General features: G+C 70.5%; 15 protein-coding genes. 13 read left to right on the top strand and 2 right to left on the bottom strand.

The window, feature by feature from the left end; genetic code table 11:
* Positions 1 to 80 precede the first annotated feature (80 nt).
* From ABTZ99_RS13920 to lipP1, 8 genes are read left to right on the top strand one after another with little or no spacing between them, the layout of a single operon-like run.
* Positions 81 to 1,490 (top strand): class I adenylate-forming enzyme family protein, encoded by a 1,410-nt coding sequence (locus ABTZ99_RS13920; RefSeq protein ID WP_499611378.1) that lies wholly within the window; start codon positions 81 to 83, stop codon positions 1,488 to 1,490.
* A gap of 45 nt (positions 1,491 to 1,535) precedes the next feature.
* Complete coding sequence (locus ABTZ99_RS13915) at positions 1,536 to 1,769, top strand: hypothetical protein (protein ID WP_499611376.1); 234 nt, start codon at positions 1,536 to 1,538, stop codon at positions 1,767 to 1,769.
* Complete coding sequence (locus ABTZ99_RS13910) at positions 1,769 to 2,767, top strand: VOC family protein (protein ID WP_499611373.1); 999 nt, start codon at positions 1,769 to 1,771, stop codon at positions 2,765 to 2,767. The genes ABTZ99_RS13915 and ABTZ99_RS13910 overlap by 1 nt, the downstream gene beginning before the upstream one ends.
* Entirely contained in the window at positions 2,713 to 2,850 is a 138-nt protein-coding gene (locus tag ABTZ99_RS13905; RefSeq protein ID WP_499611371.1) for a hypothetical protein, read from the top strand. Before ABTZ99_RS13910 ends, ABTZ99_RS13905 begins: the two co-directional genes overlap by 55 nt.
* A complete protein-coding gene (locus ABTZ99_RS13900) occupies positions 2,847 to 3,755 on the top strand; it encodes a phytanoyl-CoA dioxygenase family protein (protein ID WP_499611369.1) in 909 nt (302 codons plus the stop codon). Before ABTZ99_RS13905 ends, ABTZ99_RS13900 begins: the two co-directional genes overlap by 4 nt.
* Positions 3,743 to 4,708 (top strand): thiamine pyrophosphate-dependent dehydrogenase E1 component subunit alpha, encoded by a 966-nt coding sequence (locus tag ABTZ99_RS13895; protein WP_499611366.1) that lies wholly within the window; start codon positions 3,743 to 3,745, stop codon positions 4,706 to 4,708. The genes ABTZ99_RS13900 and ABTZ99_RS13895 overlap by 13 nt, the downstream gene beginning before the upstream one ends.
* Positions 4,708 to 5,676, top strand: a complete 969-nt coding sequence (locus tag ABTZ99_RS13890) for an alpha-ketoacid dehydrogenase subunit beta (protein WP_499611364.1) — start codon at positions 4,708 to 4,710, stop codon at positions 5,674 to 5,676. Before ABTZ99_RS13895 ends, ABTZ99_RS13890 begins: the two co-directional genes overlap by 1 nt.
* A 16-nt stretch (positions 5,677 to 5,692) precedes the next feature.
* Complete coding sequence (gene lipP1, locus ABTZ99_RS13885) at positions 5,693 to 6,625, top strand: LipP1 family hormone-sensitive lipase (protein WP_499611361.1); 933 nt, start codon at positions 5,693 to 5,695, stop codon at positions 6,623 to 6,625.
* Here lipP1 and ABTZ99_RS13880 read toward each other — a convergent pair.
* The gene (locus tag ABTZ99_RS13880) at positions 6,615 to 7,676 is read right to left on the bottom strand and encodes an alpha-hydroxy acid oxidase (RefSeq protein WP_499611358.1); all 1,062 of its coding nucleotides are present in this window, start codon (positions 7,674 to 7,676) and stop codon (positions 6,615 to 6,617) included. The two genes, lipP1 and ABTZ99_RS13880, sit on opposite strands and share 11 nt — an antisense overlap.
* Before the next feature lie 344 nt (positions 7,677 to 8,020).
* A complete protein-coding gene (locus ABTZ99_RS13875) occupies positions 8,021 to 8,497 on the bottom strand; it encodes a DUF5980 family protein (RefSeq protein ID WP_499611546.1) in 477 nt (158 codons plus the stop codon).
* A 253-nt stretch (positions 8,498 to 8,750) separates the two neighbouring features.
* On the opposite strand from ABTZ99_RS13875, the gene uppS reads away from it, so the two are divergent.
* From uppS to ABTZ99_RS13850, 5 genes are all read left to right on the top strand, one after another.
* Positions 8,751 to 9,524, top strand: a complete 774-nt coding sequence (gene uppS, locus ABTZ99_RS13870) for a polyprenyl diphosphate synthase (RefSeq protein ID WP_499611356.1) — start codon at positions 8,751 to 8,753, stop codon at positions 9,522 to 9,524.
* A 194-nt stretch (positions 9,525 to 9,718) separates the two neighbouring features.
* The gene (locus ABTZ99_RS13865; RefSeq protein ID WP_499611354.1) at positions 9,719 to 10,201 is read left to right on the top strand and encodes a hypothetical protein; all 483 of its coding nucleotides are present in this window, start codon (positions 9,719 to 9,721) and stop codon (positions 10,199 to 10,201) included.
* Between the two features lie 222 nt (positions 10,202 to 10,423).
* Positions 10,424 to 11,569, top strand: coding sequence for a hypothetical protein (locus ABTZ99_RS13860; protein WP_499611352.1), 1,146 nt, complete (start codon positions 10,424 to 10,426; stop codon positions 11,567 to 11,569).
* 1,598 nt (positions 11,570 to 13,167) lie between these two features.
* Positions 13,168 to 13,563, top strand: coding sequence for a hypothetical protein (locus ABTZ99_RS13855; RefSeq protein ID WP_499611350.1), 396 nt, complete (start codon positions 13,168 to 13,170; stop codon positions 13,561 to 13,563).
* 655 nt (positions 13,564 to 14,218) lie between these two features.
* On the top strand, positions 14,219 to 14,782 hold the full coding sequence (locus tag ABTZ99_RS13850) for a dihydrofolate reductase family protein (RefSeq protein WP_499611348.1): 564 nt from the start codon (positions 14,219 to 14,221) through the stop codon (positions 14,780 to 14,782).
* Positions 14,783 to 14,864: the final 82 nt, after the last annotated feature.

The following is a 14,864-nucleotide window of genomic DNA, read 5'->3' as shown; positions in this document are numbered from 1 at the left end:
GGCTTCACCACGTTCATTTCCCTGCCTCGTACCAGTTCGGCATTCGTTCACCGCAGGCGCGCGATCGGGCGGGGGTGTTCGTGACACGTCATCTCGCGGAGGCCGGTTCCGCTCCGGTGGTGGGCCCCGAGTGGGTGGACGAGGTCCTGCTGCGCGGCCCGGACGCCCAGGTGTGCCTGCAGGTCGACGGCCCGGTGGACCGCGCCGCGCTGCGCCGCGTGGTCGCCGAGCGCCGCGCCCGGCTCGAAGCGGCGGGGCTGTGCGCGGGCGGTTCGCTCGTGCTGCGCCTGCCGCCGTCCCTGGCGTACGTGGCGAACCTGTTGGCGGGCTGGCGGATCGGCGCGCAGGTCGCGCTGCTGGACCACCGGCTCACCCCGTTCGAGGTCGACGCCGCGCTGCGACGGCTGGCGCCGCAGGTCGTGGTCGCGCCCGGCGCGGTGCGCAGCAAGCCGTTGCGCGCCTTCGCCGACGTCGAGGAGACCGTCACCCCGCACCCCGGTCGCCCCGCCGCGACACCGCACGCGGTGATCCAGCTCAGCTCCGGCTCGACCGGACCGTCCAAGGTGATCGGACGCACGGCGGCGGACCTGATCGCCGAGGTCGAGCGCTACACGCGCATCGACGGTGTGCCCCTGCCCGGCGAGCGGATCGTCGTGCTGGCCTCGGTGGTGCACGTGCTGGGCCTGGTCGGCGCGCTGCTCTACGGGCTGCACGCGGGCGTCCAGATCAGGCCGCCGGAACGGCTCACCGGGGACAGCGTCCTGGACGCCGTGGCGGCCGAGAGCAGTCCGGCGACGGTGCTCGGCGTCCCGTTCCACATCGGACTGCTCGCCTCGGTCGCCGAACCGCCGCGCCTGCCCCAGCTCAAGCGGATGACCACCGGCGGCGAACTCGTGCCCGCCGCGACGGCCACCGCGTTCCTGGACAAGTACGGCGTGCCGCTGGGCAACATGTGGGGCATGACCGAGGTCGGCGTCATCGCCACCGACCTGTTCGGCGCGCACCGCCCCGCGCTGACCCCGGCCCCCGGCCTCGCCGTCGTCGAGCGCGCGGGCGAACTGCTGGTGAGCAGGCCGCAATCGCCCTACGTCGGCCTGTCCGACCCGACCCGCTGGTCCGACGGGTGGCTGCACACCCGGGACGCGGGCGTCGTCGACCCGGGCACCGGCCTGGTCACGATCAAGGGGCGGCTGGACTCGCAGGTCTCGGTGGGCGGGCTCAAGGTCGACCTGACGGAGGTCGAGGAGGCGCTGACCGCGCTGCCGGGCGTCGAGGCCGCCGTCGTGCTGCACGACGACGTGATCACCGGCTACCTGCAGCTCGCGCCGGGCGCGTCGGTCGACGCCGTCCGCGCCGGTCTCGCCGAGCGGCTGGCCGCCTACAAGCGACCGCGGCAGCTGCACGTGCTGACGGCGATGCCGCGCACCACCACGGGAAAGCTCGTGCGCGACCGGTCGGTGCTCCGCCAGGCCCCGCGAGAAGGAAGGTGATCCGATGAGGACGGAGACCACCCCGCCGCGGCTCGGGGAGCCCGCGTGAGCGGGCCGGCGCCGGGCCGGGACGAGGTCGTGGCGATGCTCGCCAGCCTCGACGGCAGGTCGGTGCGGGACGTCCCCGAGGGCATCGAGTCGATGGAGCTGGCCTGGCTGCTGCACCAGGTCGAGCAGCGCTACGGGGCGCGCGTGGAGCTGGACGAGGACCAGTACGGCCGGATGACCACCATCGACGGCGCGGTCGACGTGCTGCGGGAAGCGATCGGGGCGTCTTGATGCGGATCTCCGGCATCGACCACATCGAACTGTACGTAGGCGACGCCAAGCAGTCGGCGTTCTACCTGTGCACGGCGTTCGGGTTCCAGGTGCGCGGCCAGGGCGGGCCCGAGACGGGCCTGGACGGGCAGCGCTCGCTGCTGCTGCGCCAGGGCGACATCCAGGTGGTGCTGACCTCCGGGCTGGACGCCGAGCACCCGGTCACCGAGTACGTGCGCCGCCACGGCGACGGGGTGGCCGTCGTCGGCATCGGCGTGGACGACGCGGCGGCGGCGTACCGGCTGCTGGTCGAGCGCGGGGCGCAACCCCTGTCACCGCCGAAGGCCTACGGCGAGGGCGAGCAGCGGGTCGTCGTCGCGGAGGTCTCCGGCTTCTCCGACGTCACGCACCGGCTGGTGGAACGGCACGGCGCGCGGCGCGAGTTCCTGCCCGGCGCGCTGGTCGTCGACGAGCCCGACCCGTACAGCGACAGCAAGCTGCTGCGCGCCATCGACCACCTCGCGATCTGCGTGCCCGCCGGGCGGCTGGACCCGACCGCGCGCTACTACGTCGACGTGTTCGGCTTCGAGCAGATCTTCGAGGAGCACGTGGAGGTCGGCGGGCAGGGCATGGACTCCAAGGTGGTGCAGAGCCCGTCCGGGCAGGTGACGTTCACGCTGATCGAACCCGACCCGGACCGCACCCCCGGCCAGATCGACGACTTCCTGACCTGGCACGCGGGCGCGGGCGTCCAGCACGTCGCGTTCAGCACCGACGACATCGTGCGCGCGGTCGGCACGCTGTCCGAGCACGGCGTCCGCTTCCTGGGCACGCCGGCGCCTACTACGACTCGCTGGAGGACCGCGTCGGCCACCTGGACGCGCCGCTGGACGAGCTGCGCCGCCTGGGCGTGCTGGTCGACCGCGACCACTGGGGCCAGCTGCTGCAGATCTTCACCGAGTCCGTGCACGTCCGGCGCACGCTGTTCCTGGAGATCATCGAACGCCGCGGCGCGCTGACCTTCGGCAGCGGCAACATCCGCGCCCTGTACGAGGCCAAGCGCGGGGAACTGTCCGGCACCACCGCTGGGGAGGACGAGTGACCGAGGTGAAGGCGTTCGCGCTGACCGACCGGGAACGGGAGCTGCTCCCGACCGGCGACGAGGTCCGCTTCTTCGCCGAGCACGGCTGGTACCTGTCCAGGAAGTTGCTGTCCGACGACGAGGTGGACGAGCTGACCGCCGCCGTGGACCGCTACTACGAGGGCGAGCGCAGCCGCCACCTGCCCACCCGCCCGCCGCGCCTGGCCTACTGGGAGCCCGCGCACGGCGACGTGCAGCGGCACAACGACTACGTGCACTACGAGAGCGACGGCATCGCCAAGGCGCTGCTCAAGCCGATCATCGGCGCGGTGGCCGCGAGGCTGGCCGAGGCGTCGGAGATCCGGGTGTTCCAGTCGACCCTGATCTACAAGCCGCCGATCGCCGACGAGCCGTCCAACGTCGTGCCGTGGCACTTCGACAAGCACTACTGGTCGTCGTCGTCCTCCGACCGGATGCTGACCGCGTTCATCCCGTTCCACGACTGCGACGAGGAGCTGGGCACCATCACGATGGTGGACGGCAGCCACCGCTGGGAGGAGGTCGGGTTCGACGACAGCACCACGCGCCACTTCGCCGACCGCGACCACGACCACCTGGAGGACCTGCTCTCCGCCAACGCCGCCCACAACGGCGCCCGGGTGTCCAAGATCCCGATGATCATCCCCAAGGGGCACATGAGCTTCCACCACTGCCGCACCTACCACGGCAGCGCCGCCAACCGGTCGACCCGGCCGCGCCAGGCGATCTCGCTGCACCTGCAGGACGGCGACAACGCCTTCCGCGACTTCCGGCTCTCCGACGGCACCTCGGCGTTCTACAACCACGACTCGCTGGTGCGCCGCACGCCCGACGGCAGGCCGGACTACGCGGACCCGGAGTTCTGCCCGCCGCTGTGGCGCTCCTGAGCACGGCGGCGCACGCCGACCTGTACCGCGTGGTCCGGTTGATCCGCCGGTTCGAGGAACGGGCGGTCGAGCTGGTCCGAACGGGCGACGTCGTCGGCGGCATCCACCCCTACACCGGGCAGGAGGCCGTGGCCGCCGGGGTGTGCGCGGCGCTGCGGCCCGACGACCTGATCACCAGCACGCACCGCGGGCACGGGCACGTGCTGGCCAAGGGCGCCGACCCGAAGCGGCTGCTGGCCGAGCTGGCGGGCCGCGCCACGGGGCTCAACCGCGGCCGCGGCGGGTCCATGCACGCCGCGGACTTCCGGCTGGGCATCCTCGGCGCGAACGCCCCGATCACGGCGGACGCGGCGTGGGCCGCCAAGCGGGCGGGCGACGGCCGCGTCGCGGTGAGCTTCCTCGGCGACGGCGCGGTCAACCAGGGCGTGCTGCTGGAGTCGCTCAACCTGGCCGCGCTGTGGCGGCTGCCGGTGCTGTTCGTCTGCGAGAACAACGGCTACGCCACGACGTTGACGGTGGCGGACGCGGTCGCGGGCACGATCACCGGGCGGGGCGAGGCGTTCGGCATCCCGTCGGAGACCGTCGACGGCATGGACCCCGTGGCCGTGCTGGACGCCGCGCGCACCGCCGTGGACCGCGCCCGCGCGGGCGGCGGACCGTCGTTGATCGAGTGCGTGACCTACCGGTTCGACGCCCATCACACGTGGGAACACCGTGCGCGGGTTCGGTATCGTTCTGAAGACGAGATCCTCAAAGGACGATCGCGAGACCCGTTGGAGATTCAGGGTTCCCGGTTGTCCGATGCGGACCGCGAACGGGTCGACGCCGAGGTCGAGTCTCTTGTGGACGATGCGGTGGAGTTCGCGTTGAGCAGCCCGCACCCCGACCCGGAGGGCGCCTTGGAGGACCTGTACGCCACCGGGTTGCGCGGTCGACCGGGGGACGGCCGCTGATGCCGTGGCTGTCCTACCGCAAGGCCCTCAACCGGGCGCTGGGCGACGAGCTGGCCCGCGACCCGGCGGTGTTCGTGCTGGGCGAGGACGTCCGGGTCGCGGTGTCCAACGTGACCGCCGGGCTGCTCGGCCGCTTCGGGCCCGAGCGCGTGGTCGACACGCCCCTGTCCGAGCAGGCGTTCACCGGGTTCGCCACCGGGGCCGCGCTGGCCGGGATGCGACCGGTCGTCGAGTTCCAGATCCCGGCGCTGCTGTTCCTGGCGTTCGAGCAGATCGTCAACCAGGCTCACAAGTTCTCGCTGATGACCGGCGGCCAGACCGCCGTGCCGGTGACCTACCTGGTGCCAGGCTCGGGGTCGCGCGTCGGTTGGGCCGGGCAGCACTCCGACCACCCCTACGGCCTGTTCGCGCACGCGGGCGTGAAGACCGTCGTGCCCGCGACGCCCGAGGACGCCTACGGGCTGGTGGTGTCCGCGATCCGCGACGACGACCCGGTGGTGGTGTTCGCCCCGGCCGGGGCGTTGGACGTGCGGGTGGACGTCGACTTCTCCACGCTGGCCCCGGTGCCCCTCGGTGCGGGGCGCGTGCACCGAGAGGGCTTGGACGTCACGGTCGTGGCCATCGGCCACCTCGTGCACGACGCGCTGGCCGTGGCGGATGAACTGGCGGGGGAGGCGTCCGTGGAGGTGTTCGACCCGCGCACCGTCTACCCGTTCGACTGGGACGGGCTGGCCGACTCCGTGCGGCGCACCGGGCGGCTGGTCGTGGTGGACGACGCCAACCGGATGTGCGGCGTCGCCGCCGAGGTGCTGGCCACCGCCGCCGAGCGGTTCGACCTGACCGCCCCGCCCGTGCGGGTGACCCGGCCGGACGGCGCGGTGGTGCCGTTCGCGCCCGCGCTCGACCGGGCCGTGCAGCCCGACCGCGACCAGCTCGCGACCGCGATCCGCAAGGTGCTCAAGGACTGACCGTGGGAGGCCCGCCGTGCCGCTCGACCCCCAGATGGCGCAGCTGCGCGCCCGCCGCGTCGCCGACGGCGTGCCGCCGCTCTACACGCTGACCGTCGAGCAGGCCCGTGCCGCCGACCTGGCCGCCGTCCGGACGGGCGTGGCCGAGCCGGTGCGGCACGTGGTGGACCGCCACGTGCCCGGACCGGGCGGCGACCTGCCGGTGCGCGTCTACCGGCCGACCGACGACACCGGTCCGCTGCCGACGCTGGTGTACCTGTTCGGCGGCGGGTGGGCGCTGGGCACCGTCGAGACGTCCGACGGGATCTGCCGGTCGCTGGCCAACGCCGTGCCGTGCCAGGTGATCACCGTGGGCTACCGGCTCGCGCCCGAGCACCGGTTCCCGGCGGCCGTGCACGACAGCTACGCGGCCGTGGCGTGGATCGCCGAGCACGCCGACGAGTTCGGGGTCGACGCCGGGCGGTTGGCCCTGGCCGGTGACAGCGCGGGCGGCAACCTCACGGCGGCCGTGACGCTGCTGGCCCGTGAGCGGGGCGGCCCGTCGCTCGCCGCGCAGGTGCTCGTGTACCCCAACACCGACTACCGCGCGGACACGCCCTCGTTGCGCGACAGCGACGACCCGGCGCTGTTCAACCGGCACTCGGTGGCGTGGTACTGGTCGCACTACCTGGCCGACCCGGCGGACGGGCTCGACCCGCTGGCGTCGCCGTTGCGCGCCGACGACCTGTCGGGGCTGCCACCGGCGCTGGTCGTGACCGCCGAGCACGACCCGTTGCGCGACGAGGGGGAGGAGTACGCGCGGAGGCTGGCGTCGTCGGGCGTGGACGTCGTCTCGACGCGCTACCCCGGCATGGCGCACGGGTTCTTCGCGATGACCGACGTCCTCGACGCGGCCCGCGAGGCGCATACCGAGGTCGCCGCCTACCTGCGGGCGCGGTTCACGCCCTGACCGTGCGCAGCCGGCGCGCGTCCTCGACGTCCCGGCAGCCCGCCAGGCGCAGCGCGGTCTCGAACTCCTGCCGGATGACGTCGAGCACCGCGGTGACGCCGTGCCGCCCGGCCACCGCGAGGCCCCACAGCACGGGGCGGCCGAGCAGGACCGCGTCCGCGCCCAGCGCGAGCGCCCGCAGGACGTCGACCCCGGTGCGCACCCCGCTGTCCAGCAGCACCCGGCACCGGCCGCGCACGGCGTCCACCACGTCGGGCAGGGCGTCGAGGGAGGGCACTGCGCCGTCGAGCTGTCGCCCGCCGTGGTTGGAGACCACCAGACCGTCCACACCGGACTCCACGGCCCGTTGGGCGTCCTCGGGGTCGAGGATTCCCTTCAGCACCAGCGGCAATCGCGTGCGCTCCCTGATCCATTCGAGGTCGCGCCACGTCAGGGAGGGGTCGAAGACGGCGTCGGTGTGCCGGGCCACCGCCGAGTCGCCGGCTCGCCGTTCACCGACGTCACCGCCGATGTTGACCGGCCGCACGCCGGGCGGCAGCGCGAACCCGTTGCGCAGGTCCCGGACACGTCGCCCCATCACCGGCACGTCGACGGTGAGGACGACCGCGCGACAGCCCACACCCTCGGCCCGCCGGAGCAGGTCCGCCATGACCTGGCGGTCCCTGAGCCAGTACAACTGGAGCCAGTGCGCGCCACCGGCCGCCGCCACGTCCTCGATCGACTCGGCGCCGATCGTGCACAACACGTTCGGCACACCTGCCTCCGCCGCCGCCCGCGCGACCCCGCTCTCCCCGTCCGGGTGAAGCAGGCGCTGGTACGCCATCGGCGCGATCGCCAACGGCAGCGACGACCAGGCGCCGAACAGATCGCGTCCGGTGTCGTACTGGGACACGTCGACCAGCGACCTGGGCACCAAGGACACCCGTTCGAACGCCGCGCGGTTGGCGGCGAGCGTGACCTCGTCGCCCGCTCCACCGGAGACGAAGTCCCGGACGTCGGGGGCCAGCCGTTCGGCTGCCAGGCGCTCGGCGTCGGCGACCGAGTGGATCACGGGTGCGTTCACGAGGTCGCGCGGCGGTCGACGTCCGCGTCGCCAAGGTGGCGTGCCGGGACGGGAGCGAGCAGTCCGCTGTCGCTGTTCATGGGCCCTCACGCGGGTCGGGGTGTGCTGCGGGCGGGCGGCGTGATGGCGTGGGCGGCAGCCGACACCGCTCACGCCATCACGTCCGCGTCACCGAGGATGACGGAATACACCCCGTCGGACGCCCACCTCGCTCACGCACTGGACAGATTCGGTCGGGATGCCGAACCGGGTTCGGGCGGGCGTGAGCGCTTCACCGCGAGATCACCGCAGTTCGGAAACCAGCCGCAGTGTCTCGTGTTCGCACCGGGGAGTCATCCCCGGCCCTGCATGCAGTCGACCCAGGACGCGGTGGTGACGATGATGTCGGCAGCGTGGGTCTCGGTCACCGTGCCGTCCGACACCCATATCTGCGCGTGGTACGTGGCCAACGGCACCATGGCGGACCCCTGGACGAGGGTGAACCCGTTGATCGTGACCGAGCCGTCGTAGGGGTCGCGGTAGTTGGACCCCGGAGGGAGGTGGCTCTCCGTGGCGGTCCAGCCGGGAGGCAGGTCGCGCATCCCGAAGTCGAGGTCGGTGGACCATTTCCCGGTCACCGCGAAGATGAAGTAGGACTGGTGGATCCTCCCCTCGGGGCCGTACTGGACGCACATCCGATGTGGGGTGCCGAAGTCCTCCAAGTGCCACGTGTGGTCCTGCGAGGCGGCCGACGCGACGACCGGCGAGCCGAGCAGGGACAGCAGGAGCACCGAGACCAAGGCGAGCATCGACCTGGCGATCCGCAACATCACTCTCACCGAATCCCTCCTGAACTGGAGTGGCGGCGCTTCGGTCGAAGCTAGCGACCCGATCTCAGAATCCACTGAGACCCTCAGCCCCGGCCCCGCTCCTGCTCAGTGGCGGGCCGGTCGAGCTGACGATGCCCGCCGGCAGCAGGAGCCCGCCGAACGGCCGCCGAGGATACCGATCTGACCGACAATCGCGGTGTGGACGGGCCGGTTCCGCGACCCGGCCGGTTCGACCCGGTGTACCTTTTCCTCCGTGGGACTGGTCGAGTCGTTGCGCGCGTTGTACGCACGACGGCTTCGCCGTCAGGTGGCGAGCGGTCCGCTGCCCCGCCACGTCGCGCTCATCATGGACGGGAATCGCCGCTGGGCCCGCGAGCAGGGCTACGCGAACCCCAGCATCGGCCACCTGCACGGCGGTGAGCACCTGGAGACCGTGCTGGGGTGGTGCGCCGACTTCGGCATCCGGCACGTGACCGTGTTCCTGGCGTCGAGCGACAACCTGCGCAAGCGCGGTTCGGAGGAGACGGCCTTCCTGATGGAGGTCGTCGAACGGGTCGTGGTCGACCGAGTGGTGGCGCGGTCGGAGAGGTGGCGCCTGAACGTCACCGGGCGGCTCAACCTCCTCCCCGACTCGACCGCGTACGCGCTCAAGAGGGCGCAGGACCTGACGTTGGAGCGGGCGACCGACTCGGAGTTGACGGTCGCGGTCGGCTACGACGGCCGCGAGGAGATCGTCGACGCGGTCCGCTCGCTGCTCGACCAGGCCGCCGAGCGGCGGGTCACCGCAGAGGAACTGGCCGCCACGCTCACCGTGGAGGACATCACCGCGCACCTCGACCCCGCCGGTCGGCCGGACCCCGACCTCGTCATCCGGACCAGCGGTGAACGCCGGCTCTCCGGATTCCTGTTGTGGCAGGCCGCCGGTTCCCGGCTGCACTTCTGCGACGTCTACTGGCCCGCGTTCCGGCAGGTGGACTTCCTGCGTGCATTGCGCTCGTACGCGATGCGGCAGGGTTCACGGGACTGATCGCCCGCGACACCGGCCGGATCGTCCCGCCCCGGCCGGCGCCTACAACGACGACCCTTCGGCCGCTTGGACACCGTCACCGGCGGCGGGCAGATCATCGAGTCGTGCTCCTACGACGGCTTCGACCGGACCGTCCAACCGACGTTGACCACGGTCGTCCGGTCGCGCAGAGGATTCAGGCAGAGAGGGTGACGATGAGCTTCCGTTCGGCCGGCGTCCGGAGGGTCGGACGGAAGCTCATCGCCGTGATGTCGTGCGTCGTCCTGGTGGCGTGTGGCGGCGATCCCCGCGAGCACCCCTATTCGACCGGCGGGCACTCCCTGGAGGAGTTGTTGGCGCACTTCGAGCTCGAACTGCCGTCGTGCGACGTTTCGGACCTGCGGTACGCCGACGCCGGCGGTCCGATGTCCAGCGGCCTGTACCTGACCTACGGCTTCCCGGACAACTGCCTGAACGCGGTGATCGAGGTCAACGGCGTCGAAGCCTCGGAGAAGCGCGCACAGCAAGGCCGCGACCTCCCCTTCTCCCCACCGGTGGTCGCGGAACTCCAGTGGCCGATCCAAGACGACACGAACTACGACCGTTACGGGAAGAGCACCCGGACGTGGACGGTGCACCTGGCAATCGACCCGTCGACGCCCCGCCACACGGCGTTCATCCAGGGCCTCGGCGACTGACATCGGCCACAATCATCGGGACGACCACTCGTTGAACCAGTGACAGAACGTCCAGAGCCGCGTGCTGGTCCGGAACGCCGAATCCCAGATCGTCCCCAGATCTGTCCGAGACCGTTCGGTCACAGTGGTTCCGGTCGAAATCGATCACGGCCGGTGTGGCAGCGGAGTCCGGCGAGCCTGCTCAAGGGCCTGTTGCCGAAGAGTTCGAGAAGGGGACCGAGGATGAAATCAGCCCTGCTCCGCAGGACGGTGACAGTGGCGGTCGGGTTCGCCGTGGCAGTCGGCTTGACCGGTTTCGGTCCACCCGTCTCGGCTGACACGGGTGAGGCCGCGACCGGGGTGCCCGGCGCGACAGTTCCGGCTATCACCGCGTGTGACGGCGGCACGAAGCAGGTTCAACTCGTCTACGTGCGTTCGCCGGCCGGCGCCGATCGCTACGCCGAGATGGCGCCCAAGATCGAGGCCATGTCGAGCCAGATCAACCTCGCTGTCCAGTACGGGGCGTTGCGAACGGGCGGCTCACGGGGAATCCGCTACGTCAGCAACGCCGACTGCTCACCCAGGATCGACAACGTAGTCCTCGCGTCCGGCACGAACATCATGGACTACAACTCAGTGCAACGAGACCTCGTGTCGCGCGGGTACGACAGTGTCGACCGCAAGTACCTGATCTTCTTGCAGACGACCGCCTTCTGCGGTCTCGCGTCCGGAGGCACGCTGACAGCCGGCCCGTCGTGGGCCATGGTCGGCACCGGTTGCTGGGAGTGGAATCCCGCTGGCCACGAATTGCTGCACGCGCTGGGCGCCGTCAATTCGAACGCACCGCACGGCACGCCAGGCGGGCACTGCTGGGACGACGCGGACATCATGTGCTATGACGACGACGGCGCGCCCGGCACGTATCCGCTCCAGGACTTGTGCCCGAAATCGAGCGAGCCCGACCTCGTCGACTGCAACAACGACGACTATTTCAACACCGACCCCGCAGCCGGTACCTGGCTGGCGAACAACCCGAACTCGAACGTCGCCAGGAGCCCGTTCCTGTCCTCCGTCGCGATGGCCCCGGTCTACACGGGCAGCAAGACCGTCACCACCGCACGGGCCGGGGCGACCGCGTACGTGACCAAGTACCAGTTGCCCACCGGTGAGTGGACCGCGAAAGCGAAGATCGTGACGAACACGAGCAGCCCGTTCTTCTCGGCCGTGCTCGCGGTGCGAACCCCGAACGGTGTCCGGTACGTGCCCCCGGCCGGCGTGCAGCGCGGGTCGGCCGCCTACATCACCGTCGAACACAACACCTCGATCGAGTTCAAGCTCTGCGAGGGCAATGTCACCGCGAAATCCGGCTGCACCGCCACCTGGTGGTAGCCGATCCCGTCGCTCGGGGAACGGGCTGGAGAACGCCTCACCATGACGTGAATCCCCGCTGGTGGTCGGGGGCCGCCCTGATCGGGAAACCGATCCGGGCGGCCCTGCGGCTTCCGGAGGGCCGGACGTCGGCCCGTTCACGGGGCGGCCACCGCGCGTCGCCGGCTGAACGATCAAGGCTTCGTGCTGTAGTCCTCGAACTTTGGCGCTGAGCCCACTCTGATCAGGGTCACCCGTCACCGCTGGCGCTTCGACCGGACCGCAACAACTTCTAGACCAGGCCTCACCACCTACCTCACTGGTCCATCACCTTGCCGGAGATCCACCACTTCGAATGAGGAAAACCGGCGACAAAGACGACATCCACAACTGGTCGATCGCTGGTCAACCCGCATCCACGAGCCCTTCCCAACTTGGTGGGCCTGGGCTGAGGGCCGTGGTGCAGACATGGCGAAGCTCCTGGTAGTTGGCTTCTCGACCGCGGACAAGGCCATCGCCGCGACCTTCGAGTGATTGTCTGCCCATCCGCGAGCGACCTGTCCGGTTCACATCTTCAGTTGCTGGCCAGGGAACAGACCGCGCACCGGTGCCCGGATCGGCAGCAGGTGGCCGCGCCTGGATTCCGGATGTCAAGCCCTGCTGGGTGCTGGCGCACTCCCGCTGTGGCGATACCGCTTGGCCGCAGGGTTCGGCGTCGGTCTGACCACCGTCAGCCGCGACATCCACGAGGCGTCGGACTCCTGGCAGCAGTGGCGCCGTGCCTGCCTCGGGTGCGGGCCGCGTGGACACGAGGCCCGGACCGTTCCGTCGTCGCACGAGGTGCTGCCCCGGTATCCGCGCGGCGTGCACGTCATACAAAGGCTCATCCTGCTCTCGCCCTTAGCTTGGGCCGTGCCGAGGCCACCAGTCCTGGATGCACCTCCGGCGGCCCGCCTCATCAACGCACGCCAGCGGACCGGTCCGCTGGCGTGCGTAGAACTGGCCGGTCAGCCACTCGACGCCGAGCCACCACTCAGCACTCCGGAGGCAGTTGAGGATCTGCCGGGCGGTGGACCCGGCGATCCTGATGCCGAGCACTGGGAGCTCGCCGTAGACCTGGCAATGACCCAGGTCGGAGTCCCGGTGCGCGTCTCGTTGTGGCGATCTCCTGGTACTCGATCACCTTCCGGCCGAGACCCCGGTGAGGGAGCACTACCGGCACGTCCGACCACCGTAAGCGGGGCTCCGGGCCGACACCGGAGCGCAGCAGCAGCGCGGGTGTGTCGATCACGCCTGCCGACACCGTGACGTGGGCGCCCTACACCCGTTCGAGCTGCCCTGCGACTTCGACCTCGACCGCAGGAAGAGGTTGGGTCGCCGGCGCGCAGGTTCGAGGTGGGACAGCGCGGCCGACACGCGCAGTGTTCCCGTCCAGCTCATCGGGACGGGACCGACACCGGTGCTGTTCGGCCCGTTGTGGTCGGCGGAGTGGAATCGGGACCGACTGTGGAGGCGGCTCCTAGATCGGCACAAGTTTTCCTCCAGGCCGACCGGTCAGGATCGTGACTGTCGCGGGGACACCCCGCATACGGCAGAACGTCCAAAGGGGGAACGACGACATGCGACGACTCATGGGCACTGCGGCGGGGGTCGCAGCTCTAGTGCTCGCCTCGCTCACGGTGCTGCCGGGCACGGCACAGGCGGCGACTGGCACCGGTTACACCAGTCCGAGCTACTACGGCAACGCCTCCTTCAACACCAGCACGGGACGCCTCACGGTCAACGACACCTACGGTGACAGCCGCCGCGTCGTCTCGTCGGTGTGGAACCTCTCGTTGGGCGGCCTGCACATCGTGAGTGGTGAGGACGCCAACGGCAGCAACGGCACGCCTGGCTATGCCTACGCCTCCGGCGGCTACGCGCCGGGCGACCGACTGGAGATCGAGGTGTGCCGGCGCAACGGGCCTACCGCGACGCCTACCAACTGCGACTCTGGGTACGTCACGGTGAACTGACCGGGTGGTCGGGACGCGGGCCTGAGGTGGTCCGCGTCCCTGCTCAAAAGTCATCGTTGCTGGTCAAGCGGCATCTCGGTACTCGTTGAGGAGCCGTCGAGGATGCCGGTCCGATGCAGTCGGTGGGTGCCGAGGTCGGTTGAGTGGTTCTTCGCAGGTTGTGAGGATCTGCCCCGCGTGGGCTTCCTGCCACGATCAGGATGTGGTCCTGGAGTTCGCATCGGCGGATCGCGAGTACGCCGCCGTCGCATGCCCGGATCGGCACGGGTGTCGGACAACCAGTCCGACCAAAGGTCGCACCCGCGGTCAGCGCACCACCCCTTCGTCGTGGTCATGATCGTGCCGCGGGCGATCAGTGTCCTTGTCTTCGTCCGTTGTTTCAGCCGTTGCAGCTATTGCTGCGGCGTCAACCCGGCGCGACCCAACCCCTTCACGATAAGGTTGATCACGCAATCAGGGACAGGACCGACCGTTATCCAGGCCACCCTCTGCGGCTCCGACGTTCCACACCTGGACCAGGGACCCCAACGCCACTGGTGACGAGAACTACTCGACGTCACCCGGGGACGGTCTGTGGGTGCAGATCGCACACCGATTAAGTTTCCCCGCCGCGCCCGTCTGTATGTGTGAGATCGACTCACGGAAGGCTGGCACGATGCGCAAACTGATCTTCGGCATGAACGTGACCCTGGACGGCTACATCGCCGCGACCGGCGATGACATCGGCTGGAGCGCGCCGAGCGACGAGCTGTTCCAGTGGTGGCTCGACCGGGAGCGGGAGAGTGAGCTGTCGCTGTACGGGCGCAAGCTGTGGGAGACGATGAGCTCCCACTGGCCGACGGGCGACCAGCAGCCCGACGCCACCCCGGCGGAGGTCGAGTTCGCGCGGAACTGGCGGGACACGCCGAAGGTGGTGTTCTCCTCGACCGTCGACGAGGTCGACTGGAACACCCGCCTGGTGACCGGCGACGCGGTCGGCGAGATCACCCGGCTCAAGGCCGAGGACGGCGGTCCGATGAGCATCGGCGGCGCGACGCTCGCCGGGGCGGCCATGAGGGCCGGGCTGATCGACGAGTACCAGCTGGCGACCCACCCCGTCCTGGTGGGCGGCGGCACGCCGTTCTTCACCGCGCTGGACGGTTGGGTGAACCTGAACCTGGTGGAGACGCGGACGTTTCCCGGCGGCGTGGTGCTGACCCGATACGAGACGAGGCGATGAGGCAACCCTTCCCCGGCCACTTCGTTGCGTTCCGAATGAGCCGTTGACCGACTCGCCGGAGACGAGGACGACGGCGGCCCGC

It is taken from the genome of Actinosynnema sp. NPDC002837 (assembly GCF_040295345.1).
In the GTDB taxonomy this organism is placed as follows: domain Bacteria; phylum Actinomycetota; class Actinomycetes; order Mycobacteriales; family Pseudonocardiaceae; genus Actinosynnema.
The sequence above is the reverse complement of the archived record's forward strand: the minus strand, read 5'-3'. Positions and strand labels throughout refer to the sequence as shown.